At 70.5% G+C, this 24,343-nt stretch carries 27 protein-coding genes; 10 read left to right on the top strand and 17 right to left on the bottom strand.

The window, feature by feature from the left end; genetic code table 11:
- Window positions 1-97 precede the first annotated feature (97 nt).
- The 3 genes from AAC134_RS00670 to AAC134_RS00660 all read right to left on the bottom strand — a co-directional run bounded on the left by AAC134_RS00670 (window position 98) and on the right by AAC134_RS00660 (window position 2,472).
- Entirely contained in the window at window positions 98-754 is a 657-nt protein-coding gene (locus tag AAC134_RS00670; protein WP_339947109.1) for an LON peptidase substrate-binding domain-containing protein, read from the bottom strand.
- A gap of 6 nt (window positions 755-760) precedes the next feature.
- Window positions 761-1,681: a thioredoxin gene (trxA, locus tag AAC134_RS00665; protein WP_339947108.1), complete on the bottom strand. Its 921-nt coding sequence runs from the start codon at window positions 1,679-1,681 to the stop codon at window positions 761-763.
- A 221-nt stretch (window positions 1,682-1,902) separates the two neighbouring features.
- Window positions 1,903-2,472 (bottom strand): prolyl-tRNA synthetase associated domain-containing protein, encoded by a 570-nt coding sequence (locus AAC134_RS00660; RefSeq protein WP_339947107.1) that lies wholly within the window; start codon window positions 2,470-2,472, stop codon window positions 1,903-1,905.
- A 180-nt stretch (window positions 2,473-2,652) separates the two neighbouring features.
- On the opposite strand from AAC134_RS00660, the gene AAC134_RS00655 reads away from it, so the two are divergent.
- On the top strand, window positions 2,653-3,123 hold the full coding sequence (locus AAC134_RS00655) for a cupin domain-containing protein (RefSeq protein WP_339947106.1): 471 nt from the start codon (window positions 2,653-2,655) through the stop codon (window positions 3,121-3,123).
- 121 nt (window positions 3,124-3,244) lie between these two features.
- Here AAC134_RS00655 and mmsB read toward each other — a convergent pair whose 3' ends face one another.
- Genes mmsB through AAC134_RS00635 form a run of 4 tightly spaced genes read right to left on the bottom strand, consistent with a single transcriptional unit; the run spans window position 3,245 to window position 6,987 of the window.
- Window positions 3,245-4,111 carry a 3-hydroxyisobutyrate dehydrogenase gene (gene mmsB / locus AAC134_RS00650; RefSeq protein ID WP_339947105.1) on the bottom strand — a complete coding sequence of 289 codons (867 nt, stop codon included), beginning with the start codon at window positions 4,109-4,111 and terminating at the stop codon, window positions 3,245-3,247.
- 32 nt (window positions 4,112-4,143) lie between these two features.
- On the bottom strand, window positions 4,144-4,758 hold the full coding sequence (locus tag AAC134_RS00645; protein WP_339947104.1) for a glutathione S-transferase N-terminal domain-containing protein: 615 nt from the start codon (window positions 4,756-4,758) through the stop codon (window positions 4,144-4,146).
- A gap of 4 nt (window positions 4,759-4,762) precedes the next feature.
- Window positions 4,763-5,824, bottom strand: coding sequence for an enoyl-CoA hydratase/isomerase family protein (locus tag AAC134_RS00640; protein ID WP_339947103.1), 1,062 nt, complete (start codon window positions 5,822-5,824; stop codon window positions 4,763-4,765).
- 17 nt (window positions 5,825-5,841) lie between these two features.
- Entirely contained in the window at window positions 5,842-6,987 is a 1,146-nt protein-coding gene (locus AAC134_RS00635) for an acyl-CoA dehydrogenase family protein (protein WP_339947102.1), read from the bottom strand.
- Window positions 6,988-7,077: 90 nt separating this feature from the next.
- On the opposite strand from AAC134_RS00635, the gene AAC134_RS00630 reads away from it, so the two are divergent.
- Window positions 7,078-7,269, top strand: coding sequence for a hypothetical protein (locus tag AAC134_RS00630; RefSeq protein ID WP_339947101.1), 192 nt, complete (start codon window positions 7,078-7,080; stop codon window positions 7,267-7,269).
- Window positions 7,270-7,290: 21 nt separating this feature from the next.
- Here AAC134_RS00630 and AAC134_RS00625 read toward each other — a convergent pair whose 3' ends face one another.
- Entirely contained in the window at window positions 7,291-8,793 is a 1,503-nt protein-coding gene (locus tag AAC134_RS00625; protein ID WP_339947100.1) for a CoA-acylating methylmalonate-semialdehyde dehydrogenase, read from the bottom strand.
- A 135-nt stretch (window positions 8,794-8,928) separates the two neighbouring features.
- On the opposite strand from AAC134_RS00625, the gene AAC134_RS00620 reads away from it, so the two are divergent.
- Together AAC134_RS00620 and AAC134_RS00615 are read left to right on the top strand one after the other, a co-directional pair.
- The gene (locus AAC134_RS00620; RefSeq protein WP_339947099.1) at window positions 8,929-9,783 is read left to right on the top strand and encodes a LysR family transcriptional regulator; all 855 of its coding nucleotides are present in this window, start codon (window positions 8,929-8,931) and stop codon (window positions 9,781-9,783) included.
- Window positions 9,784-9,850: 67 nt separating this feature from the next.
- On the top strand, window positions 9,851-10,183 hold the full coding sequence (locus tag AAC134_RS00615) for a multidrug efflux SMR transporter (RefSeq protein ID WP_339947098.1): 333 nt from the start codon (window positions 9,851-9,853) through the stop codon (window positions 10,181-10,183).
- 9 nt (window positions 10,184-10,192) lie between these two features.
- Here the strand turns inward: AAC134_RS00615 and AAC134_RS00610 are convergent, their stop codons facing one another.
- Window positions 10,193-10,774: a cobalamin biosynthesis protein CobQ gene (locus tag AAC134_RS00610; RefSeq protein WP_339947097.1), complete on the bottom strand. Its 582-nt coding sequence runs from the start codon at window positions 10,772-10,774 to the stop codon at window positions 10,193-10,195.
- Between the two features lie 68 nt (window positions 10,775-10,842).
- Window positions 10,843-11,646 (bottom strand): 4-hydroxy-tetrahydrodipicolinate reductase, encoded by an 804-nt coding sequence (gene dapB, locus AAC134_RS00605; RefSeq protein ID WP_339947096.1) that lies wholly within the window; start codon window positions 11,644-11,646, stop codon window positions 10,843-10,845.
- A 234-nt stretch (window positions 11,647-11,880) separates the two neighbouring features.
- Between dapB and AAC134_RS00600 the strand changes: the two genes are divergently transcribed.
- Window positions 11,881-13,353 (top strand): ABC transporter substrate-binding protein, encoded by a 1,473-nt coding sequence (locus tag AAC134_RS00600; RefSeq protein ID WP_339947095.1) that lies wholly within the window; start codon window positions 11,881-11,883, stop codon window positions 13,351-13,353.
- A 188-nt stretch (window positions 13,354-13,541) separates the two neighbouring features.
- Here the strand turns inward: AAC134_RS00600 and AAC134_RS00595 are convergent, their stop codons facing one another.
- Together AAC134_RS00595 and AAC134_RS00590 are read right to left on the bottom strand one after the other, a co-directional pair.
- Window positions 13,542-14,228: a Smr/MutS family protein gene (locus AAC134_RS00595; RefSeq protein ID WP_339947094.1), complete on the bottom strand. Its 687-nt coding sequence runs from the start codon at window positions 14,226-14,228 to the stop codon at window positions 13,542-13,544.
- Between the two features lie 20 nt (window positions 14,229-14,248).
- Window positions 14,249-14,947 (bottom strand): Tim44/TimA family putative adaptor protein, encoded by a 699-nt coding sequence (locus tag AAC134_RS00590; RefSeq protein ID WP_339947093.1) that lies wholly within the window; start codon window positions 14,945-14,947, stop codon window positions 14,249-14,251.
- Window positions 14,948-15,157: 210 nt separating this feature from the next.
- Here AAC134_RS00590 and AAC134_RS00585 point away from each other — a divergent pair, with 210 nt between their 5' ends.
- The 3 genes from AAC134_RS00585 to AAC134_RS00575 all read left to right on the top strand — a co-directional run bounded on the left by AAC134_RS00585 (window position 15,158) and on the right by AAC134_RS00575 (window position 18,582).
- Complete coding sequence (locus tag AAC134_RS00585) at window positions 15,158-15,739, top strand: FxsA family protein (protein WP_339947092.1); 582 nt, start codon at window positions 15,158-15,160, stop codon at window positions 15,737-15,739.
- 123 nt (window positions 15,740-15,862) lie between these two features.
- Window positions 15,863-16,351 (top strand): protein-export chaperone SecB, encoded by a 489-nt coding sequence (gene secB / locus AAC134_RS00580; protein WP_339947091.1) that lies wholly within the window; start codon window positions 15,863-15,865, stop codon window positions 16,349-16,351.
- 173 nt (window positions 16,352-16,524) lie between these two features.
- Window positions 16,525-18,582: an EAL domain-containing protein gene (locus tag AAC134_RS00575; protein WP_339947090.1), complete on the top strand. Its 2,058-nt coding sequence runs from the start codon at window positions 16,525-16,527 to the stop codon at window positions 18,580-18,582.
- A gap of 83 nt (window positions 18,583-18,665) precedes the next feature.
- On the opposite strand, the gene dnaQ is transcribed toward AAC134_RS00575, so the two are convergent.
- From dnaQ to AAC134_RS00550, 5 genes are read right to left on the bottom strand one after another with little or no spacing between them, the layout of a single operon-like run.
- On the bottom strand, window positions 18,666-19,367 hold the full coding sequence (gene dnaQ / locus AAC134_RS00570) for a DNA polymerase III subunit epsilon (protein ID WP_339947089.1): 702 nt from the start codon (window positions 19,365-19,367) through the stop codon (window positions 18,666-18,668).
- Window positions 19,368-19,370: 3 nt separating this feature from the next.
- The gene (coaE, locus tag AAC134_RS00565; RefSeq protein ID WP_339947088.1) at window positions 19,371-19,982 is read right to left on the bottom strand and encodes a dephospho-CoA kinase; all 612 of its coding nucleotides are present in this window, start codon (window positions 19,980-19,982) and stop codon (window positions 19,371-19,373) included.
- On the bottom strand, window positions 19,979-20,815 hold the full coding sequence (locus AAC134_RS00560) for a shikimate dehydrogenase (RefSeq protein WP_339947087.1): 837 nt from the start codon (window positions 20,813-20,815) through the stop codon (window positions 19,979-19,981). Before AAC134_RS00560 ends, coaE begins: the two co-directional genes overlap by 4 nt.
- Window positions 20,812-21,411, bottom strand: coding sequence for a Maf family protein (locus tag AAC134_RS00555; RefSeq protein WP_339947086.1), 600 nt, complete (start codon window positions 21,409-21,411; stop codon window positions 20,812-20,814). The genes AAC134_RS00560 and AAC134_RS00555 overlap by 4 nt, the downstream gene beginning before the upstream one ends.
- Window positions 21,408-22,232, bottom strand: a complete 825-nt coding sequence (locus AAC134_RS00550; RefSeq protein ID WP_339947085.1) for a pyruvate, water dikinase regulatory protein — start codon at window positions 22,230-22,232, stop codon at window positions 21,408-21,410. Before AAC134_RS00550 ends, AAC134_RS00555 begins: the two co-directional genes overlap by 4 nt.
- A 495-nt stretch (window positions 22,233-22,727) precedes the next feature.
- On the opposite strand from AAC134_RS00550, the gene hemE reads away from it, so the two are divergent.
- Window positions 22,728-23,762, top strand: coding sequence for a uroporphyrinogen decarboxylase (gene hemE, locus AAC134_RS00545; protein ID WP_339947084.1), 1,035 nt, complete (start codon window positions 22,728-22,730; stop codon window positions 23,760-23,762).
- Window positions 23,763-23,767: 5 nt separating this feature from the next.
- Entirely contained in the window at window positions 23,768-24,223 is a 456-nt protein-coding gene (gene hemJ / locus AAC134_RS00540; protein ID WP_339947083.1) for a protoporphyrinogen oxidase HemJ, read from the top strand.
- Window positions 24,224-24,343 lie beyond the last annotated feature (120 nt).

Here is a 24,343-nt window from a genome sequence, read left to right as displayed (position 1 = left end):
GGCGCGGCCAGCGAGACCTGCGGCGCGGCCGGGGCGGGCTGCGGGGCCATCGGCCCCGCGTCGTGAGGGGCCTCGGGGCCGGGCTCCTCCGGATCGCTCATTGCAGCGTGGTCCCGTCCTCGCCGCCCGAGGCGATGGCGAACTGCATCAGGGCGGCCAGCGTCTCGCGACGGGTGGCGAGCGTCGGGGCTTCCAGCAGGGCCTGCTTCTCCTCGACCTCGAAGGGGCAGAGCATCGAGAGGGAGTTGATCAGCATCTCCGCCTCGGCCTCGCGCAGCGTCTCCCAGTCGGAACTGAGCTGCGCGACCGAGAAGAACTTGCCCAGCGTCTTGAGGAAGCGTTCGCGGTTGAAGCCGGGGTCCTTCTCGGTCCCGCCGAGGTCGCGGGCGAAGTCCGACCACTCGGCCTTCACCCGGCGATAGGGGTGGAAGCCCTCGACCTCGCCGCGGTGGCGGAAGCGCGAGACGCCGGCGAGCGTGATCAGATAGCGCCCGTCCTCGGCCTCGGAGAAGGCGATCACCCGCCCCGCGCAGCCGATCGAGTGCAGGCGAGGCTCATCGCCTTCCTCGCACTCGAACGGCTGGACCATGCCGATCAGGCGGTGGTCCGAGCGCAGGACGTCGTCCATCATCGCCAGGTAGCGAGGCTCGAAGATGTTCAGCGGCAAACGTCCGCGCGGCAGCAGAAGCGCCCCGGGAAGGGGGAACACCGGCACCGTTTCCGGAAGATCGGCCTGGCTGAACCTGCGACCCATATTTCCTCAGGCGAAGATCATCGAGGCGAGGCGCCGCCGGCCCTTGCCGACCAGCGGATCCTTCGGCCCCAGGCTTTCGAACAACTGGGTGAGTTGCGCCTTGGCGGCGCCCTCGTTCCACTCGCGGTCGCGGCGGAACAGGTCCAGCAGTTCGTCGACGGCGGCGTCGTGCTCGCGGGCGGCAATCAGGGCCTTGGCAAGCTCGAGCCGGGCTTCGTGGTCGTTGGGGTCCGCCTCGAGGCGCGCGCGCAGGGCGTCCGTCTCGGAGGCGTCGGCGCCGCCTTCGGTCATCCGCGCCAGCTCGATCTGGGCGCGGGCGTGGGAGATGGCGGCGTCCTGCGTCTTGGCGGGGTGCACGCGGGTCAGCGCGGCCTCGGCCTCGTCCAGCCGGCCGAGCGCCACGAAGGCGCGCGCGAGGCCGCCCAGCGCCGCGAGATTCTCGGGGTCTTCCTCGAGGATGGCGGCGAAGACCTGCACGGCGTCCTCGGCCTGGCCCTGCTCGAGCATCTCTTCGGCCGCGGCGACGGCGTCGGCCAGCGTCTCGCCGCCGGCCATGCCGATCAGCTTGTCGACGAAAGCCTTGAGCTCGGAGGGCGGCACCGCGCCCATGAAACCGTCGACCGGCTGCCCGTCGACGAAGCCGTAGACGGTCGGGATCGACTGCACGCGCAGCTGGCCGGCGATCATCTGGTTCTCGTCGACGTTCACCTTGACGAGGCGCACCTTGCCGCCCGCCGCGGTCACCGCCTGCTCAAGCGCCGGCGTCAGCTGCTTGCAGGGGCCGCACCACGGGGCCCAGAAGTCGACGATGACAGGCACCTCACGCGACGCCTCGACGACGTCGGCCATGAAGGTCGCTTCGTTCACATCCTTGATCAGGTCGCCCCCCGCGGGGGCGGCGGCCTGTCCCTGGCCCAGTTCCAGCATCGCTCGGGTCCCTCCGTCGCGCCGGCGGACGCCCCGCCGGATGTCGACCCCTAAGTAGAGGCCGCGCGCCCGGGCCGCAACCAAGCGGCGGCTCGGGACGACTGCTCTCGGCGGCGGCGATCTCGAGGGCGCAAGGTGGGGCCCGAAGCGTGAAGGACAACCCCGGCGCGCGGGATGCCGCTGTCGCGGGACGGGACCGCGCGGCGCGGCCTGCCGCGGACTCAGGCGCCGGGGGCTGGCGCGGCGGCCCGGGCCTGCGCCTCGAGCGCGTCGAAATCGACCTCGACGGGGGCGTGGCCGGTGGCCGCGAAGAAGCGGCGCAGGTCGGCGGTCGCGATGGCCACGGTCGCCTCGTTGTGAAGCGGGTGCACGTTGAGCGCCTCGGCCGCCATCATCTGCGCGTCGAGCGCCAGCCGCATTTCCCCGCCCGTGTCGTTGATCAGCCCCAGCGAGGTCACCGCGCCGGGCCGCACCCCCAGCAGGCGCCCCATGTCCTCGGGCGCCCCGAAGCTGAAGCGCTTGGCGCCCAGCGCCCGGGCGAGATCGGGGATGCGGATCGCGCGGTCCTCCTCGCAGACCGCGAGCCAGAAGCCGGTCCTCTTGTCCTTCAGGAACAGGTTCTTGCAGTGCGCCCCCGGCAGGGTCCCGCGCAGGGCGCGGCTTTCCTCGACCGTGCGCAGGGCGGGGTGGGCGTGGCGGACATAGCCGATGCCCAGCGCGTCGAGGCGGGCCAGCAGCGCCGCCTCGGCGGCGAACGGGTCGACGAGGGCGTCGCAGGGCAGGGCGGTCATCGGCGGCTCCGGAGCGGCGGCGGCGGAGCCCGGTTTGAAGCGCGCCGGCGCGCGGGGGTCAAGTTCGCGCCGGCGCGCGGGGGTCAGGTTCGCCGCCTGACGCGCCCGTCGGGCCTTGGGTCGCGAGCGGGACCGTCCTAGGATGGGTCCCGACATTCCCTGAGCGCCATGGAGACCGCTATGTCAGAGACCGCCGAGACCGATCACTGGCGCCTGCACGGCATCCGCATCGTGAAGGCCGGGGAGCTTGACGCGAACACCGCGCAGACGCCCGGCATGAACCGCGCCGCGGCGATCACGCACGCCACGGCCGGGGCGCAGAAGATCTGGGCGGGCACCGTCTCGATCCACCCCGACGCCAAGACCGGGGCGCATCACCACGGCCATCTCGAATCGGTGATCTACGTGGTGAAGGGCCGGGCCCGGATGCGCTGGGGCGATGAGCTGCAGTACGTGGCCGAGGCGGAGGCGGGCGACTTTATCTATGTCCCCCCCTACGTGCCCCACCAGGAGATCAACGCCGCCGACGACCAGTCGCTGGAATGCGTGCTGGTGCGCTCGGACCAGGAGCCGGTGGTGGTGAACCTCGACATCACCCCGGTCGAGAACCCCGAGCCGGTGCGCTGGATCGACCCCAACCATCCGGAGTGATTGCGCCGGAGACGAGAGCGGCCGCCGGGAGGATCCCCCCGGCGGCCGTTTCGGTCTCGGCAGGCGTTGCGCAGGAGGCCCCGGGTCAGGCCGGGGGCGCCCGTGTTGCAGGCGGTGCGCCTCAGCGGGCCATCTTCGAGAGCCGCGGCAGCATGGCGGAGAAGTCGAGCCCCTTGCCGTCCTCGCCCACGAACGCCTCGTAGAGCTCCATCGCGCGTGCGCCCATCGGGGTGGGCGCGCCGACGGAGTCCGCGGCCTGCTGGCTCAGCCGCAGGTCCTTGAGCATCAGCTCGGCCGCGAAGCCGGGCTTGTAGTCGTTGTCCGACGGGCTCTGCGGCCCGATGCCCGGCGCGGGGCAGTAGGCGTTCATCGACCAGCAGTAGCCCGAGGAGGTGGACACGACGTCGAACACCGACTGGCGCGACAGGCCCAGCTTGTCGGCGAGGTTGAACGCCTCGCACACGCCGATCATCGAGATGCCGAGGATCATGTTGTTGCAGATCTTCGCCGCCTGCCCGGCGCCGCCCTCGCCGCAGTGCACGGCCTTCTGGCCCATGATGTCGAACAGCGGCTTGGCCGCTTCGAACGAGGCTTCCGACCCGCCGGCCATGAAGGTCAGCGTGCCGCCCGCCGCGCCGCCGATGCCGCCCGAGACGGGGGCGTCGACCGACAGCAGGCCGGCCTCGGCCGCGAGATCGTGGGCGGCGCGGGCGCTGTCCACGTCCACGGTCGAGCAGTCGATGAACACCGCCCCCTTGCGCATGGCCGGGATCACCTCGGCCGCGACCGTGCGCAGGATGTCGCCGTTGGGCAGCATCGTGAGGACGGCGTCCTTGCCCTCCGCCGCCTCGATGGCGGTGGCGGCGGTCCCGACGCCCTCGGCCGTCGTCCCGGCCACGTCGAAGCCGGTCACCTCGTGACCCGCCTTGGCGAGATTGGCGGCCATGGGCGCGCCCATGTTGCCCAGGCCGATGAACCCGATCTTCATGTCGTCTCCTCCCGTGTCGTTTGGCGTCCCGGTCACTCGGCCGGGAAAGGGGCCTGCGTGAAGGGCGCGCGCGCCTCCCACCCGGCCCGGTAGTGCTCCAGCGCCGGGCGGGCGTCGGCGTCGAACACCCCCGGCCATTTGTGCGCGAGATACGTCGCCGCGCAGACGGCGGCGAGGTCGGCGCGGTCCGGCTCCCCCGAGGTCGAGCGCCGGTCGGCCCAGCGCTCCAGCCAGTCGAGACCCGACGACAGCTGCTTTTCCAGCCGAAGGATCTGCTCGCGGTCCTGGAGCTGGGCGGGGCGACGGTTCTCGGCCGAACGCGCCACGCCCTTGTCGGCGAGGCCGATGGCCAGGCCCTCGGCCTCCAGCATGGCGACGCGGGCGGCGGGCGCCTCGGGGATCAGCTTCGGGCCGCCGAAGCCGGCGGCGGGGTCCTCGATCCACTCGATGATCGCCCGGCTGTCCGAGACGATCCGCCCGTCGTCGAGCTGCAGCGCCGGCGCCCGGCCCAGCGGGTTGGCGCGCATCACCGCCTCGAAGTCGCCGAAGACCGACAGGACCTGCCGCTCGAAAGGCAGCGCGTGCACATGCAGCGCCAGCGCCACCCGGCGGGCGAAGGGCGAGTCGTAGAGGCCGGTGAGGATCATGCGATCAGGCCTTCCCGTGCTTCCACTCGTTCTCGCCGAGGTCCGAGAGCATGAACATCGCCCGGTCCGGCCACACATCCTCGAGCCGGGGTGAGGCCCACTGCGGGTTGCGGTCCTTGTCCACGATCTGGGCGCGCACGCCCTCGTTCAGCTCTCCGAACTCCTGGGAGCGGAAGGTGAATCGGTATTCCTCGGCCAGCGCCTCCTCGATGGTGGTCATCTCGCGGGCGTTGCGCACGGCGATCAGGGTCGAGGCGACCGACAGCGGGCAGGCGCGCAGGATCGCCTTGGCCGCGGCCTGGGCCCAGTCGGCCTCCGAGGCCTTGAGGTCCTCGACGATGGCCATGGGGGTGGAGTTGTCGAAGATCTCGTCGATCTCGGACTGCAGGCTTTCGAGCATCGGGGCGACTTCGGGCGCCTGCGCCGTCATCGGATCCTGCTTGTAGCGGCCGATGGCGAGCACGTCGCCGGTCTTGCACAGCTCGGCCTTCAGGGCGGCGTGGTCGGCCGAGGGCACGAAGAAGTCCGCGAAGCCCGCGAAGATCGCGTCGGCGACGCCGATGCGGGTCCCGGTGAGACCGAGGAACTCGCCCGTCCGGCCGGGCGAGCGCGAGAGGATGAAGGTGCCGCCCACGTCGGGCAGCAGGCCGATCCCGGTCTCGGGCATCGCCAGCAGCGTCTTCTCGGAGAAGCAGCGGTGCGAGCAGTTCGAGGCGATGCCCACGCCGCCGCCCATCACGATGCCGTCCACGAAGGAGACCACCGGCTTGGGGTAGTTCTTCAGCAGCGCGTTCATGCGGTATTCGTCGGACCAGAACCCGCGGGAATAGGCGTAGTCGCCCTTCGAGCCGTGGTCCCACATGTTGCGGATGTCGCCGCCGGCGCCAAACGCACGGCCCTCGCAGGCGTCGATCACCACCAGGTCGATGGCGGGGTCGTCCTTCCAGGCGTTCAGCCCGGCCTCGAGGGCCAGCGACATCTCCCAGCTCAGCGCATTCAGCGCCTTGGGCCGGTTCATGGTGATGCGGCCGGCGCGGCCCTCGGTGGTGACGATCAGGTCGGTCATGGTCTCTCCCTTCGCCGTCAGCCGCGCTCGGCGAGCAGCGCCCGCGCGGTGATCAGGCGCATGATCTCGTTGGTGCCCTCGAGGATCTGGTGAACCCGCAGGTCCCTGACGATCTTCTCGATGCCGTAGTCCTCGAGGTAGCCGTAGCCGCCATGCAGCTGCAGGGCGTCGTTGGCGACGTTGAAGGCGGTGTCGGTGACGAAGCGCTTGGCCATGGCGCAGAACTTGGTGGCGTCGGGCGCGCCCTGGTCCAGCTTCCACGCCGCCTGGCGCAGGAAGGTGCGGGCGGCCTGAAGCTCGATCTCCATGTCCGCGAGGCGGAACTGCAGGGCCTGGAACTGGTCCAGCGGCTGCCCGAAGGCTTTTCGTTCGCCCATGTAGGCGACGGCCTTCGACAGCGCGGCCTGCGCCCCGCCCAGCGCCGAGGCCGAGATGTTCAGCCGCCCGCCGTCGAGCCCGTTCATGGCGTAGACGAAGCCGCGCCCCTCCTCGCCCAGCAGGTTTTTCGCGGGGATCGCGCAGCCGTCGAACTGCACCTGGGCGGTGGGCTGGGCCTTCCAGCCCATCTTCTTTTCCTGTGCGCCGAAGCTGAGGCCCTCGGCCCCGTCCTCGACCAGCACGCAGGAGATGCCCTTGGGCCCGGCGTCCCCCGTCCGGCACATCACCAGGTAGACGTCGGAGAACCCGCCGCCCGAGATGAAGGCCTTGTTGCCGGTCAGGGCATAGCCCTCGTTGGTCTTCTCGGCCTTGGTCTTCAGCGCGGAGGCGTCGGAGCCGGAGGCGGGCTCGGTCAGACAGTAGCTCGCCACCTTCTCGAAGGTCGCCAGCTGGGGGATCCACTCCGCCCGCATCTCGTCGGAGGCGAAGGTGTCGATCATCTTCGCGCACATGTTGTGGATCGAGATGAAGGCCGAGACCGAGGGGCAGCTCTGGGCCAGAGCCTCGAAGATCAGCGTGGCGTCGAGGCGCGTCAGCTCCGATCCGCCATGCTCCTCCGAGCAGTAGATGGCGCCGAGGCCAAGGGCGCCGACCTCGCGCAGCAGGTCGCGGGGGATGGCGCCCTCATGCTCCCACTCGGCGGCATGGGGGGCGATGCGGTCCTGCCCGAAGGACAGGGCCATGTCGTAAAGCGCCTGGCTTTCCTCGCTGAGCGCGAAATCCATGGATCCTCCTCCCGCCGGGCGGTTCCTTGCGGCCGGGGTCGCGGGGCGGATAGGGTCCGCCGACACGCAACGGGGCGCAGGGGGCGCGGCATGTTTTCGTTTCTCGGCCGGTTCGAGACGCCGGTGAAATACGCGCTCGTGGGCGCGCTGGGCGGCTTTCTGGCCAACCTTCTGATGATCCTGGCGGGATTCCCGCCGCCCGAGCCGCTGGCGACCATCATCGGTCTGGGCCTGGGCGGCTTCATCGGCGGGATGTTCCACCAGCGGCGGAAGGGCGGCTGACCCGCCCCTCCGCGCCAGGTCTCAGGCCATCGTCGGAATGACGAACTCGGCCCCTTCCTTCACGCCCGACGGCCAGCGGGAGGTGACCGTCTTGGTGCGGGTGTAGAAGCGGAAGGCGTCCGGCCCGTGCTGGTTGAGGTCGCCGAACACCGACTTCTTCCAGCCGCCGAAGGTGTGGTAGGCCAGCGGCACCGGGATCGGCACGTTCACGCCGACCATACCCACGTTGATGCGGCTGACGAAGTCGCGCGCGGCGTCGCCGTCGCGGGTGAACATCGCCACGCCGTTGCCCATCTCGTGATCCATGGCGAGGCTCAGCGCCTCCTCGTAGGTCTTCGCGCGCACGGTCGAGAGGACCGGGCCGAAGATCTCCTCCTTGTAGATCGACATGTCCTTGGTGACGTTGTCGAAGAGGCAGGGGCCGACGAAGAAGCCGTTCTCGTAGCCCTGCATCTTGAAGTCGCGGCCGTCGACGGCGAGCGTCGCGCCCTCCTTCACGCCCTGATCCACCAGGCCGAGGATCTTGTCGCGGGCCGCGGCGGTGACCACGGGGCCGTAGTCCACGTCGTTGCCGGCGGTGTAGGGGCCGACCTTGAGGGCCTCGATCTTGGGGATCAGCTTCTCGATCAGCAGGTCGGCGGTCTTGTCGCCGACGGGCACGGCGACCGAGATCGCCATGCAGCGCTCGCCGGCCGCGCCGTAGCCCGCGCCCACCAGCGCGTCGGCGGCCTGGTCGAGGTCCGCGTCGGGCATGATGATCATGTGGTTCTTGGCGCCGCCGAAGCACTGCACGCGCTTGCCGGCCGCGGTGCCGCGCGAATAGACGTACTGCGCGATCGGGGTCGAGCCGACGAAGCCCACGCCGCCGATGTCCTCATGGTCGAGGATCGCGTCCACCGCGCCCTTGTCGCCGTTGATCACCTGCAGGATGCCGTCGGGCAGTCCGGCCTCGGACATCAACTCGGCGAGCATCAGGGGGACCGAGGGGTCGCGCTCGGACGGCTTGAGGATGAAGGCGTTGCCGCACACGATCGCGGGACAGAACTTCCACATCGGGATCATGGCGGGGAAGTTGAACGGGGTGATGCCCGCAGCGATGCCCAGCGGCTGGCGCATCGAGTAGATGTCGATGCCCGGACCCGCGCCGTCGGTGAACTCGCCCTTCAGCAGGTGCGGGGCGCCGATGCAGAACTCCGCCACTTCCAGGCCGCGGATCACGTCGCCCTTGGCGTCGGGGATGGTCTTGCCATGCTCGCGGCTCAGCGCCTCGGCGAGCTTGTCCATGTCGCGGTGCAGGAGTTCCACGAACTTCATCAGCACGCGCGCGCGGCGCTGCGGGTTGACCGCGGCCCAGGCGGGCTGGGCGGCCTTGGCCGACTGCACCGCGGCGTCGATCTCCTCGGCCGTGGCGAGCGGCGTCCTGGCCTGAACTTCGCCGGTCGCGGGGTTGTAGACGTCCGCGAAGCGGCCGGAGGTTCCCTTGACGTGCTTCCCGTCGATCCAGTGGGTGAGCTCGGTGACCATCGCGTGTTTCCTCCCGCGTTTGTCGACCTGTCGATCAGTCGGTCGCCACACTCCACGAATTTTCGCGGCAAGCAATGGGAGAATCTCCACTTTGGATGTGCATTCCTGCACAATGGCCCGATGAACTGGGACGACATGCGCTTTTTTCTGCAGGTGGCCCGCACCGGCCGCCTGACCGAGGCCGCCCGCGCGCTGGGGGTCGACCACGCCACCGTCTCGCGCCGGGTGGGGGCGCTGGAGCGGGCGCTGTCGGCGCGGCTGTTCGACCGCTCGCCCCGCGGCTACGCGCTGACCGAGGCGGGCCGCGCGCTGATGCCCACGGCCGAGGCGATGGAGAGCGCCAGCATGCTCGCCGCCGCCGAGGTGGGCGGGCGGCAGGACGAGCTGTCGGGCGCCGTGCGCATCGGCATGCCGGAGGGGGCGGCGAGTCACCTCGCCCCCCGCGCCGTGGCCGAGCTGATCGAGAGCTATCCGCGGCTCGAGATCCAGATCGTGGCCCTGCCGCGGACCTTCTCGCTGTCCCAGCGCGAGGCGGATTTCGCCATCGTGGTGACGCCGCCCGCCGCCGGCCGGCTGCGGATCCGCAAGATCGCGGACTATCGCCTGCAGCTCTATGGCTCGGCCGAGATGCTGGGCGACCGTCCCCCCCGCACGGCCGAGGAGCTGCGCCGATGGCGGCTGGTGGGCTATGTGCCGGACCTGATCTTCGACAAGGGGCTCGACTACCTGACCGAGATCCCGGGGGCGCCGAAGCCCGCGGTCGCCTCGACCTCGCTGCTGGTGCAGCTCGAGATGGTGGCGGCCGGCGCGGGGCTGGGGATGCTGCCCGAGTTCATGGCCCGCCGGCGTCCCGGCCTGGTCCCGGTGATGCCCGAGGTCACCCGGATCACCCGCGCCTATTGGCTGGTGATGCACCAGGACACGGCCGATCTCGCCCGGATCCGGCGGGTGGCGCGGGCCTTCGCGGATGCGATGCGCGCGCGGCTGTAGCGCTATTGCCTCGCGCCGGGGCGCCGTGGTCTGAGGGCCTGCCTACGCAGGATGAGGAGTCGGGGCGATGCAGGTCTGGATCTACCTTCTGATCGCGATCACGGGCGAGGTGTTCGGGACCAGCTTCCTGAAGGCCTCCGACGGGTTCACCCGGCTCGGGCCCACGATCCTGGTGGCCATCGGCTATTTCATCGCCTTCTTCTTCCTGTCCCTGACCCTGAAGACGATCCCCACCGGCATCGCCTACGCGATCTGGTCGGGAGTGGGCACGGTGATGATCACGCTGGTGGGCTGGGTGTTCATGGGCCAGCGGCTGGACGCGCCCGCGCTGGTCGGCATCGGGCTGATCATCGCCGGGGTGGTGGTGATGAACCTGTTCTCGGGCAGCGTGAAGCACTGAGGGCGGGGTTCAACCCGAGCCCAGAAGCCAGGGCCAGACCAGGGTCGGCGCGGCCTCGACCGCCAGCGCCGCGACGATCGCGGCGCGCACCCAGGCGCCGCGGAACCGCCGCCACAGCAGGGCGCCCAGCGCAAGGCAGGCGGCGCCCTCGGCCAGCGCCACTGCCGTGCCATGTCGGGCGGGGTTCCAGTAGCTGAGCGGACTGCGGAACACCCAGTCGCTGAGCGGCCAGAAATGCGGCCGCGCGTCGGAGTGGTGCAGCGGCAGGTCGAAGGCGAGATGCAGCAGCGCCGCCCCCGCGAAGATCGCCAGCCCCGCCGCCCCCAGCGCCGCCCACAGCGGGATCGAGTTGTCGATCCGGAAGATCCCCTGCCAGAGGGGGGAGACATAGTCCTCGCGGAACACCTGGTGCAGGTCGTGGCCCAGTCCCCAGCGCGCCCAGGCGACCAGCAGGAACAACGCGAGATCGGGCGCGAGCCCGCCCGCCAGCGCCGCGAGGTTGCGCCGGCGCGCGGCCGCGCCCTCGGGCCCCGCGGCGGCGGGGCGCGCGAAGGCGGCGGCGGCGAAGATCAGGTGCGCGGGCGTGTTCACCCGTCCTGTGTCGCCGCTTCCGGCCGCCGCCTCAACTGGAGATTGCGGGGACGCGCCGCCCGGGCCGCCTACAGCCCCAGCACGTCGGTCATGGTGTACTGGCCGGGCTTCTTCTCCTGCCCCCAGACGCCGGCGGTCATCGCCCCGCGGGAAAAGATCATCCGGTCGGAGGCGATGTGCTTGAGGATGATCCGCTCGCCGGCGTTGGCGAAGATCACCTCGTGCTCGCCCACCACGTCACCGCCGCGCAGGGCCGCGAAGCCGATGGCCCCGTCGCGGCGCGCGCCGGTCTGGCCGTGACGGCCCGAGTCCATCACCTCGGAGAGGGTGGAACCATGCCCCGCCGCCGCCGCCTCGCCCAGCATCAAGGCGGTGCCCGAGGGGGCGTCGACCTTGTGGCGGTGGTGCATCTCGACGATCTCGACGTCCCAGCCGGGGCCGAGCGCCTTGGCCACCTTCTGGGTCATCACACACAGCAGGTTGACCCCGAGACTGTAGTTCCCCGCCCGCACCTGGACCGAGTGGCGCGAGGCCGCCTCGAGCTTCCCCAGATCCGCGTCCGAGAAGCCGGTGGTCCCGATCACGTGCACGCAGCGCGCCTGCGCGGCGAGCGCGGCATGGGCGACCGTGGCGCCCGGGGAGGTGAAGTCGAACACGGCGCGGGAGCGGGCGAACGCCTCGAGCGGGTCGTCCTCGACCACCACGCCCGAGGGGGCGCCGCCGAGACACTCGCCGAGGTCGCGGCCGATCCAGTCGTGGCCGGGGCGCTCGGTGGCGCCGGTCAGCTCGATCTCGGGGTGCTCGTTCGCCGCCTCGACCAGCATCCGGCCCATGCGGCCGGAAACCCCGGTGACGGTCGCGGGAATGGTCATGGCGGCGCTCCTTCCGACCTGGCGCGGGCCCCTGCGGCCCGACGCGCGGGCATAGCATCGCCGCCGGCGCCGCGGCAACGCCGCCGCCGCGGGCGACGCAAGGTCCGCAACGCTGGACGCGGCGGGCTAAGGCGGGGAATATGCGGGCGCAGGACCCTGGCCCCTCCGCCCTGGCGCGGACGTCAAGGAAAAGCGGGGCCTGACGCCGAATGACCCCCCGACCGGGAGAGACGAATGAAACGCTTCCTCCTCGGCGCCGCGACAGCCGCCCTTGTGGCCGGCCCCGCGTTCGCCGCGCAGACGCATGTGAACCTGGGCGTCGCGCTGGAGCCGCCGAACCTCGATCCCACCGCCGGCGCCGCCGCGGCCATCGACGAGATCGTCTACCAGAACGTCCTGCAGGGCCTGACCCGCATCGACAAGAACGGCGAGGTGCAGCCCTCGCTCGCGACGTCCTGGGAGATCTCGGACGACGGGCTGGTCTACACCTTCCACCTCGTCGAGGGCGCCAAGTACCACGACGGCTCGGACTTCACCGCCGACGACGTGAAGTTCTCCTATGAGCGCGCCATGGGCCCCGACAGCCAGAACGCCCAGAAGGGCCTGTTCGAGCCGATCGAGAGCATCGAGGTCGTCGACCCCGCCACGCTGAAGATCACCCTCAAGCGGCCCACCGGCAACTTCGTCTACAAGATGGGCTGGGGCGACGCGGTGATCCTGGACGAGGCCTCGGCCGCCGACACCGCCACCAACCCCGTCGGCACCGGTCCCTTCAAGTTCGGGGACTGGGCCAAGGGCGCCTCGGTGACGCTGGAGAAGAACCCCGACTACTGGGGGGAGCCGGTGGCGCTCGACTCGGTGACCTTCAAGTTCATCTCCGACCCCACCGCGGCGCTGGCCGCGCTGATGGCCGGGGACGTGGACGCGTTCCCCAACTGGCCCTCGCCCGAGACCCTGCCCCAGATCGAGGCCGATCCCCGCTTCAGCGTGGTGCGCGGCTCGACCGAGGGCGAGACGATCCTCTCGACCAACAACGCCAAGCCGCCGTTCGATCAGCTGAAGGTGCGCCAGGCCATCGCCCACACGCTGGACCGCCAGGCGATCATCGACGGGGCGTTGTTCGGCTCGGGCACGCCGATCTACACGCATTATCCGCCCACCGGACCGGCGTTCATCGACCTCTCGGGCCTCTATCCCCATGACCTCGACAAGGCTCGCGAACTGCTGGCCGAGGCGGGCTTTCCCGACGGGTTCGAGGCGACGCTGAAGCTTCCGCCCCCGGTCTACGCGCGGCGCGGCGGCGAGATCGTGGCCGCCCAGCTCGCCGAGGTCGGCATCAAGCTGGAGATCATCCCGGTCGAGTGGGCCCAGTGGCTGGACCAGGTCTACAAGGGCGGCGACTACGATCTGACGATCGTGGCCCATACCGAGCCCGACGACCTGCAGATCTACACCCGCGACAACTACTACTTCAATTATGAGGGGACCGAAGTCCGCGCGCTGATGGAGCAGCTCGCCGCCGAGGCCGACGAGGCCAAGCGGATCGAGATCCAGCAGGCGGTGCAGACCAAGATCGCCGAGGACGCGGTCAACGGCTTCATCCACCAGCTGGGTAAGACCGTGGTGGCCAAGAAGGGGCTCAAGGGCCTGTGGGACAACCAGCCCACCCAGGCCAACGATCTCAGCGAGGTCCACTGGGAAGAGTGAGGGTCGCCCGCCAGGCGATCCCTGACGATTCAGAGCGGCGGCGAGGCCAGGGGCTTCGCCGCCGCCTTCTTTTTGCGCGCCGGGCGAGGCTCTCCCGCAGCCTCCCGAGATCCGGCCCGGACGTCGCCGCGCCGCCTTCGCAAGGCGCGCCGTCGGCGCCGCGGGACGGCGCCGGCTCCGGCTCTGGCTCAGCCCCGGATCTTGCGGAGGTAGACGTAGAGGGCGCCGTCGCCGCCGTGATTGCGGTGGGCGGGGTAGATGCCCACGATCATGTGCGCGAGCGGCGCCTGCCCCAGCCACAGAGGGACCGAGTGACGCAGCACGCCGGTGCGCTCGGGCATGAAGGGGGCGTCCTCGACCGGCTTGCGGCCGCCCTTGCCGGTCACCACCAGCACGCAGCGCAGGCCCTGCGCGCGGGTCGAGCGGATGAAGCTCGACAGGCTGGCGTGGGCGCGGTCGGCGGTCATTCCGTGGAGGTCGAGGCGCGCCTCGGGCGGGCGGCGGCCGCGCTTCAGACGCTCGGCCGTGCGGCGGTCGAGCCCGGCGGCCGGATCGAAGGTGTCGAGCGCGGGCGGATGGAACGTCGCGGTGGTCGCAGGGCGCGGCCGGCCGGTTGGGCGCAGCGCGCCGCCCGACGGCGGATGCGCGGGAAGCTGCGCCCGCAGAGGGGCCGCAACCGGGGGCGGCGCCTCGGGCGGCGGCGCCTCGCGGCCCTCGGGCGGACGCGGTTGGGGAGGCGCCGGGACGTCGCCGGGCAGGTCGCCGCGGGCGGAATCGCGTCCCTCGAGCGGGGTTGCGTCGCGCATGGCGGTGCGCCAGAGGGCGCGGTCGGCCTCGGAGAGGAGCGGGGCGCGCCGGCGGCGGCGGGTGGCCATGCCGGGGCCCCGCGCGCCGTTCAGCCGCCGGTGGCGGTGAGGATCCAGTTCGGGTCGTTCGACCCCATCTTGCGGGTGAACGTCCACAAGTCGGTCTGGCGGCGGATCTCGTTGGGATCGCCCTCGACCACCTGGTGCTCGGCGTTGCGCACGACCGAGACCAGTTCGCCCACGAAGCGCACCTCGATGTCGGCCTCGCGGTCCTCCTCGGCGAACATCGCCGAGAAGATCCGGGCCTCCTTCACGCCCACGAAGCGGGCCTCGACGGTCAGGCCGTCGGTCTCGCGCTGGCGGATGGCGGCGGCGAAGCTCTGGTAGACCTCGTCGGAGAGCAGCGGGCGCAGCGAGCGGGTGTCGCCCGTCTCGAAGGCCATCAGGATCATCTCGTAGGCCTGCTTGGCGCCGTCCACGAACTCCGAGGGGCGGAAGCCGGGCTCTGCGCGGGCCATGCGGCGCAGGGATTCGCCGGTTTCGCCGTCCACGTCGGCGACCCGCGCGATGTCGGCGTCGATCGCGGCATCGGCGTTGGCCGACCCCTCGATCACCTCGAATCCGCTCTTGCGGCGGGCAGGGGCGGGCGTGGGCCCCGGCCGCTCGCCGGGCGTGCGTTCGTAGCCGGTGCGCGTCCCGAGCACGCCCTTCAGCCGCCACAGGACGAAGATCGCGATGGCGGCGAGGATAATGAGCTGGGTCATGTCGTCCATCTCGAGCGTCTTCATGCAGGCGCCGATCCCCGGATGCGGATCCGGGAAGCGGCGAACGTGGCGGGCTGGCTTCCGCCTGCCTATGTAAGGTGAGCGGCGGCCCCTGTCCAACGGCCAGACGCCTGCGACGCGGCCGCGCAAGCGGACCGGCGTGCGGGACGGTCCGGGACGGGGTCTTCGCGAAGAGGTTCGCGACCGACACTACGACGGAGGAGACCCGCCGACATGCCCTTGTTCATCCTGCTCGCGGTGGTGCCGATCATCGAGATCGCCCTGTTCATCCAGGTGGGCGGCGTCATCGGCCTGTGGCCGACGCTCGCGACCGTGATCGGGACCGCGCTCGCCGGCAGCTGGCTGCTGCGCCGCCAGGGCCGGGGCGCGATGATGCGCCTGCAGGAAAGCCTGTCGCGGGGCGGAGATCCCAGCGGTCCCATCGCCGACGGGGCAATGATCCTGGTGGCGGGCATCCTGCTTCTGACGCCGGGATTCTTCACCGACGCCTGCGGAATCGCCCTGCTGCTGCCCCCGGTGCGCGCCGCGCTGATCCGCTGGGGAGCGGCGCGCCTTGCCGCGGGCGTGCGCAGCGGCAGGGTGGTGATGACCTCCTCCCCCGGCGGTTTCGGGGCCGGTCCGGGCGCGGGCGCCCATGCCGGCCGACCCGGTCCGCACGGCCCGCAGGCCGGCCCGGGCCGCAGTCCCGCTGGCGGAGACGTGATCGACGGAGAGTTCGAAACCGCCGAGGACGACGCCTCGGACCGCCCGAACCCGCCTCCGCCGGGCGCGAGCGGCTGGACCCGCGATCCCTGATCCCGGGCCCGGCTCGTTCGCCGCCGCCGCGCCCGTTCACGTTGCGGCCCGGACGCCTGCGTGCTAGCGCTGCGCCCGCAATTCTCGCCTGTCCGACCCACGGAACACTCGGAGCCCGCGCCAATGGCCGACGCCCAGATCCCGCCGCAGCAGCCTCAGCAGCAGCCGCAGGTCCAGATTCTTTCGCAGTATGTCCGCGACCTGTCGTTCGAGAACGTCGCCGCCCAGTCCGGCGGGCTGCCCGAGGACAAGCCGGAGATCCAGGTCTCGGTGAACCTCGACGCCAAGCCGCGCGGCGAGGACCGCTACGAGGTCTCGCTGAAGCTCTCGGCCACCTCGAAGGCCGGAGAGAAGACGGTGTTCATCACCGAGCTGGACTATGCGGGCCTGTTCTCGATCAAGAACGTGCCGCAGGAGCATCTGCATCCGCTGCTGCTGATCGAGTGCCCGCGCCAGCTGTTCCCCTTCGCGCGCCGCATCGTGGCCGACGTGACCCGCGACGGCGGCTATCCCCCGCTGATGCTGGACATGGTCGATTTCGTCAGCATCTACCGCCAGGAAGTCGCCCGTCGCCAGGCCGCCCAGGGCGGCCAGCCCGCCGGCACCGCCTGATCCGGACGCGGGCGGGCCGACGGCGCGCCGTCGGCCCGCTTTGGGCTCCGGGACCGCCGCGGTCCCGGATCGGGCGCCCCGCGCCCGCACCGGCCACTGCGCGGCGAAACTCTCCATAAAGCGAATCGTGTCAGGGTCCCGGGACAGAAACAGAGCATCCCGACGGGCCCAGCGTGATCCGCATCCTAACTTGCATCCAGGACGGCCATGACCTGCGCCTGGTGTTCCTTGCCGCGTTGACCGCGCTGATCGGCTCGCTGATCTCGGCGCGGCTGTTTCGCATGGTCCCGCAGGAGCGGGGGCGCCGCGGCGCCTGGTTCATCGTGCAGTCCTCGGTGATCGGCGGCGCCACGATCTGGACCACGCACTTCGTGGCCATGCTGGGCTTCGATCCGGGCGTTCCCCACGGCTACGACGCTGAACTCACACTGCTTTCTCTGCTGGTCGCGATGGTCGGCGTGCTCGTGGGGCAGACGATGATCCGCGCCTCGAACGGGTCCCTGCTGGCCGAGGCCGGCGGCGCGGTGATGGGCGCGAGCATCGTGGGAATGCACTTCCTGGGCATGAGCTCGGTGCAGATGGCCGGGATCTTCGAGTGGGACGCCGATCTTGTCGCGGCCTCGGCGATTGCCGGGCCCACGCTGGGGGCGCTGACCGCGAACCGTCTGGCGCGGCCCGTCACCCGGTTCTGCTGGAGCGGCGGCGCCGGGTTCTTCGTGCTGGCGATCTGCGTTACCCATTTCACGGCGATGGGGGCGCTCGCCGTCTCGCCCACCGGCGCGGCGCCGCCCGAAGGGGCGGACCTGGTCCCCGACTCGCTGCTGGCGATGATGGTGGTCGCGGTGACGGCGCTGATCCTGCTGGTCGGGGCGTCCAGTTTCCTGATCGACGAGGCCGGCCGCCAGGAACATGGGGAGCGGCTGACCTACGCCGCCTTTCATGACCCGCTGACCGGGCTGCCCAACCGCGCCAGTCTGCGCAATTCGCTCGATCGGCTGCTGCGGGCCGATGCGGCGCTGGAGGCGGGAATCGCGGTGATCGTCCTCGATCTCGATCGCTTCAAGCCGATCAACGACGTGCACGGGCTCGACGCGGGCGACCACCTGCTCAAGACCCTGAGCGATCGCGCCTCGGCCCGGCTGCAGGCGGGGGAGATCCTGGGCCGCGCGGGAGCGGACGAATTCATCGCGCTGAAGGTCGGCGCCGCCCGGGCCGAGGCGCTGGCCTTCGCCCGCCGCCTGCACGACGCCATGACCGGCGAGGTCGAATGGCCCGACGCCCGGCTCTCGGTCGGCGCCAGCCTCGGCGTCGCCGTGGCGCCCGAGCATGGCCGCTCGGTCGAGGCGCTGCTGGGCCGCGCCGATCTTGCCATGTATCGCGCCAAGGGCGCTGCGGACGAGCCGATCTTGGTCTACGACGCCCGCATGGACGAGGCGAGCCGCGGGCGTTCCGCCCTGACGATGGAGCTGAAGGCCGCGCTTGAGAACCTGGAGCTGGAGCTGTTCTTCCAACCCCAGAACGACAACGCCACCCGTCGCATCGTCGGCTTCGAGGCTCTGTTGCGCTGGCGTCACCCAACCCGCGGCCTGGTCTCGCCCGATGAGTTCGTGCCGCTGGCCGAGACCACCGGCCTGATCAACGAGATCGGCGACTGGGTGTTGCAGGAGGCCTGCCAGACCGCCGCGCATTGGCCCAGGGGGATCAGCATCGCGGTCAACGTGGCCCCCCGACAGCTCGCCCGTCCCGACTTCGCCGAGACGGTGATGGACGCGCTGCTGGTCTCCGGCCTCGACGCCGGGCGGCTGGAGCTGGAGATCACCGAGGCCAGCCTGATCGCCGACCAGGAGCGGGCGCGCCGGGTGATCTCGGCCCTGAAACGGGCGGGGGTGCGCGTGGCGATGGACGACTACGGCACCGGCTACGCCTCGCTCGCGACGCTCAAGGCCTACCCGTTCGACAAGATCAAGATCGACCGCAGCTTCATCCAGAACCTGCCCGACGACCGGCAGGGCGCGGCCATCGTGCGCTCGACCCTGATCCTGGGGGAGGCGCTGGACATCCCGGTCCTCGCCGAAGGGGTGGAAACGGAGGCGCAGCTCGCCTTCCTGCGCCAGGCCGGCTGCGTGTCGAGCCAGGGGTGGCTGTTCGGACGTCCCGCCGATCGCGTCGCGACCGAGGCGCTGATCGAGGCCCAGACCAGCGCCGACAGGAGAACCGCCGCGGCAGGCTGACCCGGCGCGAGCGTCCGGCCGCGCGCGATGCACGGCCGACGCGATCTATCGAGTTCGACCCGTGGGGATTGCGATCTGCGCGCTCAGGACCCGGCCGAAAGCTTCGTCCACAGCGCCGCATCGCCCATCTCGGCGACGAAACTCGCGTGGGCCTCGGCTTCCGCCTCGGTCAGGCGGGGGCGGAGGGGACGCGGGCGGGCCGGGGGCGTGTAGGCCCTGGCCTCGGCGCCCGCACCGCTGCGCCCGCTCGAGGTCGACAGCGCGAAATCCGGCTGCCGCCCGCCGATCAGCTCGAGATACACCTCGGCCAGCAGCTCGGAGTCGAGCAGCGCCCCGTGCTTCTCGCGCCCCGAGTTGTCGATCCCAAAGCGCCGGCACAGCGCGTCCAGCGTGTTGGGCGAGCCGGGGTAACGCTTGCGCGCGATGGCCAGCGTATCGATCGCCCGCTCCATCGGCAGGGGGGGCCGCTTCAGCCATCCAAGCTCGGCGTTGATGAAGCGCATGTCGAATTCGGCGTTGTGGATCACCAGCTTCGCGTCGCCGAGAAACTCCAGGAACGCCCCCGCCACGTCGCGGAACAGCGGCTTGTCCGAGAGGAAGTCGTAGGACAGACCGTGGACGTTGAACGCCTCGATGGGAACGTCGCGCTCGGGATTGAGATACTGGTGATAGACGCGGCCGGTGGGCACGTGGTTGAACAGCTCGACCGCGCCCAGCTCGACCAGGCGGTGACCTTCCTTCGGCTCGAAGCCGGTGGTCTCGGTGTCCATCACCAGCTCGCGCATGGCTCAGCTCTCCCGGATCTTCGCCAGCGCCGCGCGCACCTGGGCGCGGGCGGGCTCCAGCCCCTGCGAGGTGTCCACGATGTAATCCGCCCGCGCGCGCTTCTCGGCGTCGGGGGTCTGCTTGGCGAGGATCGTCTCGAAGGTCGCCTCGCTCATCCCCGGCCGCTCCATCACCCGGGCGCGCTGCACGTCGGGCGGCGCAGTGACAACCACCACGGCGTCGAAGCGTCGCTCGCCGCCGGTCTCGAACAGCAGGGGGATGTCGCAGAGGGCGAGCGGCCGACCCTCGGCCTCGGCCCGGGCGAGGAACTCCGCGCGGTCCTCGCCGACCAGCGGGTGGGCGATCTTTTCGAGTTTCGGGATCAGCGCGGGATCGGCGGTCGCCGCGGCCCGCAGGGCGGCGCGGTCGACGTGCATCTGCTCGCCTTCGCCGGAAACGGCGTGGGGCAGCAGCTCCGCGATCATCGGCACGGCCGCGCCGCCCGGGCCATAGACCCGCGCGACCGCGGCGTCGGCGTCCCAGACCGGCACGCCTTCCTCGGCGAACATCTTCGCCGTGGTGCTCTTGCCCATGCCGATGGAGCCTGTCAGCGCGATCAGTTTCATGCCGCTCATCCCGCCAGCACGGCGGCGCGCAGGTCGGCGTCGACCTCGGGCGCCACGCCGAACCAGGCCTCGAAGCCCGGGCGGCCCTGGTGAAGCAGCATCCCCACGCCGTCGACCCAGCGCATCCGGCGGCTCTGCGCCTCTTCCAGCAGGGGGGTCATCAGGGGGGAGTAGACGATGTCGTTGACCAGCGCGGTCTTGGGCGCGCGCTTCAGCGAGATCTGCAGCGGCGGCTGGCCGGTCATGCCCAGCGAGGTGGTGTTGACCACCGTGGCGACGCCGTCCAGCGCGTCCTCGATGTGCAGCCAGTCGACCACCTTCACGCGGCCGCCGAACTCTCCGGCCAGGAACTCGGCCCGCGAGCGGGTGCGGTTGGCGAGCCGGATCTCCGGCGCCCCGTCCGAGAGCAGCGCCGAGATCACCGCGCGCGAGGCGCCGCCGGCGCCCAGCACCAGCGCCGGCCCCTCGGCCGCCTTCCACCCCTGCGCGCCGGCGCGCAGGTTCTCTAGGAAACCGTAGCCGTCGGTGTTGTCGGCGTAGATCGAGCCGTCCTCGCGGAAGGTGATGGTGTTCGCGGCCCCGATCAACGCGGCGCGGTCCGAGACCTTGGTCGCCAGGCGCAGCACCGATTCCTTGTGGGGGATGGTCACGTTCACGCCGCGGAATCCCAGCAGCGGCAGGGCGCGGAACGCCGCCTCGAAGTCGCGCGGCTCGACCCCGAGGGTGATGTAGTCGCCCTCGATCCCGTAGCGGGACAGCCAATGCCGGTGCAGCCGCGGCGAGCGCGAATGCGCGATGGGCCAGCCCAGCACGCCCGCGAGCGGCAGTCGGTTCGCACTCATTCGATCAGACGCCCTCTCGCCCGCAGAAACCCGAGAACCTCCAGCAGCGGGAGGCCCCGGACCGTGAAGTGATCGCCGTCGACGCGCGCGAACACCTGCGCCCCCAACCCCTCGAGGTGATATCCGCCGACGGTGTCCAGGACGGCGGCTCCCAGACGATCCAGATAGTCATCCACGAACCGTTCGGAAAAGGGACGCATCGCCAGCCGCGCAGTTCCGACATGACGGAAGATCGGCTTCCCGTCCAGTGCGATGACCGCCGCCGAATGCAGATGGTGGGTCCGCCCCCGCAACGTCAACAGCTGCGCCCGCGCTTCGTTCCGGTCACGGGGCTTGTCGAACTGGTCCTCTCCGGCGGCCAGCGTCTGGTCGGCGCCGAGCACCAGCGCGCCGGGACGCCTGGCGGAAATCTTCTTCGCCTTGATCTCGGCCAGCGCGTCGGCGAGGTCGCGCGCGCTCGCCCCCTCGGCGCGGAAGGCGATGCGGATCTCCTCCTCGTCGACGCGGGCGGGCTGGACCTCGATCTCGACGCCCGCGGCGCGCAGCATCTCGGCGCGGGCCTGGCTGGCGGAGGCGAGGATGACGGGGTCGCTCATGCGGCGGGCTCGCCGTGTGCGCGCAGGATCGCGAGGATCGAGGCCGCCGTCTCCTCGATCGAGCGTCGGGTGACGTCGATCACCGGCAGGCCCAGCCGGTCGAACAGCAGGCGCGCCTGGGAGACCTCCTCGCGCACCCGCTCGGGATCGGCGTAGGCGGCGGAGTTCATGCCGGGCGCGGCCCCGATCGCCTCGAGCCGCTGGCCGCGCACCTGCACAAGCCGCGAGGGCGAGGCGATCAGCCCGACGGTGGGGATGCCGAGGCCGATCGCCTCCTCCAGCCCCTTGGGCAGCGAGGCGCCCGGGACCAGCGGCACGTTCGCCGCCTTCACGCCGCGCACCGCGAGATAGAGACAGGTCGGCGTCTTCGAGGTGCGCGACACGCCCACCAGGATCACGTCGGCCTTCTTCAGCCGGTTGGAGGTCGCGCCGTCGTCATGGGCCATGGCATAGTCGATGGCCGACACCCGGTCGAAATAGCTGAGGTCGACGTCATGCTGACGTCCCGGCCGCTTCTTGCCGCGCTGGGCGCCGACAAAGTCGGTCAGCGCGCGGAAGAACGGGTCCAGCAGCGCCACGGCCGGGACGCCGATCCGCTCGCATCCCGCGCGGAGGTGGTCGGCCAGTTTCTCGTCGAGCAGGGTGTAGGCGACCAGGCCGGGCTCGGCCGCGATGGAGTCGAGCGCCTGGTCGATCTCGCGGCGGGAGCGCGCGAAGACGTGGATCCGGCGGGTCAGCTCCAGCCCCTCGAACTGGCTGATCACGGCGCCGGCGGCTGCCGACACCGTCTCTCCCGTCGAGTCCGACAGCAGATGCAGCACGTGCCGAGCCGACCGCTCTATCACCGCGGATCGTGCCTCCCTTGGTTACCGGACGTTTATCTTTGTCAGGCACCTTAGGCAGCGACCCGGGTGGGGATAAGGGGGGACATCGGGGATAACCGGCGCGAAACGGCCGTTGTGGCGCCGGCGCCTCAGAGCCGTGTGCAAAACCGTCCATTCCGCCAAGCTGTGGAGGACGGCGCCTGACGTTTCCCCTCAGGCTGTGGATAACTTCCGCGTCTTTCACAGGCCGGGGAACGTCGGAGAACGGACCGGAGTCGGCGCGGCAAGACACGCCTGCAAGCGATTGATCTCTCGACGTTTAAATGTGGCTGATTTGTGAAACTTATCCCCACAACGTTTTCCCGGGCTGGGGAGCGTTGTGGACGACCGTGGATTAACCTGTGGATTCCCTCGCGCTCAACGGTGATCCCCGTTATCCACCGACCAACAAACAACCACATCCTATCTACCCTCTTCCCCTGACGAGGTTCCATGAGCTCACAGGCAAAACCGCTGCTCCGCGCTCTGGCGGGCGAAACCCTTCGGGTTCCCCCCGTCTGGCTCATGCGACAGGCGGGCCGATACCTGCCCGAGTATCGGGCGACGCGGGAGAAGGCCGGCTCGTTCCTCGACCTGTGCTATACGCCCGAGCTCGCCGCCGAGGTGACGATGCAGCCGATCCGGCGCTTCGGCTTCGACGGAGCAATCCTGTTCGCCGACATCCTGCTGGTGCCCCAGGGGCTAGGCGCGGACCTGACTTTCGTTCCCGGCGAGGGCCCACGCCTTTCGACCGTCGCCACGGCCGAGGAGGTCGCCGCCCTGCGACCCGCCGAGGCGATCCATGACACCGTGGCGCCGGTCTATGAGACGGTGAGGATCCTTTCGCAGACGCTCCCCCCCGAGGTCGCGCTCATCGGCTTCGCGGGGGCGCCCTGGACCGTGGCGACCTACATGATCGCCGGCCGCGGCACCCCCAACCAGGAACCCGCCCGCCGGATGCTGCTGGAGCAACCGGACGCCTTCTTCACCCTCCTCGATCTGATCACCGAGGCGACGATCGAGTATCTCGCGCGCCAGGTCGAAGCGGGCGCCGAGGCGGTGAAGCTGTTCGATTCCTGGGCCGGCTCGCTCAGCGCGCTCGATTTCGAGCGGGTGTGCCTGGAACCCAACCGCAGGATCACCGCAGAGTTGAAATCGCGGTTCCCGGGTCTCCCGGTGATCGCGTTCCCGCGCGGCGCGGGCGCCTGGCTGGAGCGTTTCGCCGACTCTTGCGGCGCTGATTGCGTCGCGATCGATCAGCATGTCCCCACCAGATGGGCCGCCGAGCGGCTCCAGCCGCATGTCTGCGTGCAGGGGAACCTCGATCCGCTGCTGATGGTGGCGGGCGGAGAGCCGCTGGCGGCGGCCGCGCGCCGGATCCGCGAGGATCTCTCTGGCGGGCCGCACGTTTTCAACCTTGGCCACGGCATCACGCCGGATGCGGACCCTGAAAACGTCCATATCCTGCTCGATGCCATCAGGGGTTGAAAACTGTGCTGGACTGGATCGTCGTTAACTACATTTGGTGGAAAGCTGCCCACGTTATATCCGTGATCGCCTGGATGGCGGCTTTGCTATATCTGCCAAGGCTTTACGTGTATCACGCCGAAACCGCTCCACAAGGTTCTCCACAGGCCCGAACATTCGAGGTAATGGAGCGCAAGCTGCTGCGCGGCATCATGAATCCCGCGATGATCGCGTCATGGTTGTTCGGCTTGCTGACGCTGACGGCGCTGGGGCCGGACGTCCTGGCCACGGCCGGTTGGCTGCACGTCAAACTCACCCTTGTGGTTCTGCTGACCGTCTACCACATGCTGTGCGCCCGCTGGCGGAGGGAGCTCGCGCTCGATCCCGCCCGCAGGTCCGGCCGCTTCTTCCGGATGGTGAACGAGATCCCGGCCCTGCTGATGGTCGGCATCGTCATCATGGCGATCGTGGAGCCGTTCTGAACGTTTTCGCCTCGCCGGGCTGCGCTCGCCGGGGCGAAAACGACTGCATGACGTGAAGGTCGTTTGACATTTCCTGTCGGTTGCGCGTATGACGCTGCAACCGTGGCACGCGTTCAGCGT

This window comes from uncultured Albimonas sp., from assembly GCF_963977235.1.
Taxonomy (GTDB): Bacteria; Pseudomonadota; Alphaproteobacteria; order Rhodobacterales; family Rhodobacteraceae; genus Albimonas.
This window is presented reverse-complemented; position numbering and strand designations above follow the sequence as displayed.

What these genes read in the sequence shown, in the direction of transcription:
- trxA (WP_339947108.1), bottom strand. Translation starts at nt 1,681, where the DNA reads ATGCTGGAACTGGGCCAGGGACAGGCCGCCGCCCCCGCGGGGGGCGAC.
- dapB (WP_339947096.1), bottom strand. Translation starts at nt 11,646, where the DNA reads ATGACCATTCCCGCGACCGTCACCGGGGTTTCCGGCCGCATGGGCCGG.
- AAC134_RS00590 (WP_339947093.1), bottom strand. Translation starts at nt 14,947, where the DNA reads ATGAAGACGCTCGAGATGGACGACATGACCCAGCTCATTATCCTCGCC.
- AAC134_RS00625 (WP_339947100.1), bottom strand. Translation starts at nt 8,793, where the DNA reads ATGGTCACCGAGCTCACCCACTGGATCGACGGGAAGCACGTCAAGGGA.
- AAC134_RS00620 (WP_339947099.1), top strand. Translation starts at nt 8,929, where the DNA reads ATGCGCTTTTTTCTGCAGGTGGCCCGCACCGGCCGCCTGACCGAGGCC.
- AAC134_RS00600 (WP_339947095.1), top strand. Translation starts at nt 11,881, where the DNA reads ATGAAACGCTTCCTCCTCGGCGCCGCGACAGCCGCCCTTGTGGCCGGC.
- hemE (WP_339947084.1), top strand. Translation starts at nt 22,728, where the DNA reads ATGAGCTCACAGGCAAAACCGCTGCTCCGCGCTCTGGCGGGCGAAACC.
- coaE (WP_339947088.1), bottom strand. Translation starts at nt 19,982, where the DNA reads ATGAGCGGCATGAAACTGATCGCGCTGACAGGCTCCATCGGCATGGGC.
- AAC134_RS00595 (WP_339947094.1), bottom strand. Translation starts at nt 14,228, where the DNA reads ATGGCCACCCGCCGCCGCCGGCGCGCCCCGCTCCTCTCCGAGGCCGAC.
- AAC134_RS00655 (WP_339947106.1), top strand. Translation starts at nt 2,653, where the DNA reads ATGTCAGAGACCGCCGAGACCGATCACTGGCGCCTGCACGGCATCCGC.
- dnaQ (WP_339947089.1), bottom strand. Translation starts at nt 19,367, where the DNA reads ATGCGCGAGCTGGTGATGGACACCGAGACCACCGGCTTCGAGCCGAAG.
- AAC134_RS00560 (WP_339947087.1), bottom strand. Translation starts at nt 20,815, where the DNA reads ATGAGTGCGAACCGACTGCCGCTCGCGGGCGTGCTGGGCTGGCCCATC.
- AAC134_RS00660 (WP_339947107.1), bottom strand. Translation starts at nt 2,472, where the DNA reads ATGACCGCCCTGCCCTGCGACGCCCTCGTCGACCCGTTCGCCGCCGAG.
- AAC134_RS00635 (WP_339947102.1), bottom strand. Translation starts at nt 6,987, where the DNA reads ATGGATTTCGCGCTCAGCGAGGAAAGCCAGGCGCTTTACGACATGGCC.
- mmsB (WP_339947105.1), bottom strand. Translation starts at nt 4,111, where the DNA reads ATGAAGATCGGGTTCATCGGCCTGGGCAACATGGGCGCGCCCATGGCC.
- secB (WP_339947091.1), top strand. Translation starts at nt 15,863, where the DNA reads ATGGCCGACGCCCAGATCCCGCCGCAGCAGCCTCAGCAGCAGCCGCAG.
- AAC134_RS00630 (WP_339947101.1), top strand. Translation starts at nt 7,078, where the DNA reads ATGTTTTCGTTTCTCGGCCGGTTCGAGACGCCGGTGAAATACGCGCTC.
- AAC134_RS00640 (WP_339947103.1), bottom strand. Translation starts at nt 5,824, where the DNA reads ATGACCGACCTGATCGTCACCACCGAGGGCCGCGCCGGCCGCATCACC.
- AAC134_RS00615 (WP_339947098.1), top strand. Translation starts at nt 9,851, where the DNA reads ATGCAGGTCTGGATCTACCTTCTGATCGCGATCACGGGCGAGGTGTTC.
- AAC134_RS00670 (WP_339947109.1), bottom strand. Translation starts at nt 754, where the DNA reads ATGGGTCGCAGGTTCAGCCAGGCCGATCTTCCGGAAACGGTGCCGGTG.
- AAC134_RS00645 (WP_339947104.1), bottom strand. Translation starts at nt 4,758, where the DNA reads ATGATCCTCACCGGCCTCTACGACTCGCCCTTCGCCCGCCGGGTGGCG.
- AAC134_RS00555 (WP_339947086.1), bottom strand. Translation starts at nt 21,411, where the DNA reads ATGAGCGACCCCGTCATCCTCGCCTCCGCCAGCCAGGCCCGCGCCGAG.
- AAC134_RS00585 (WP_339947092.1), top strand. Translation starts at nt 15,158, where the DNA reads ATGCCCTTGTTCATCCTGCTCGCGGTGGTGCCGATCATCGAGATCGCC.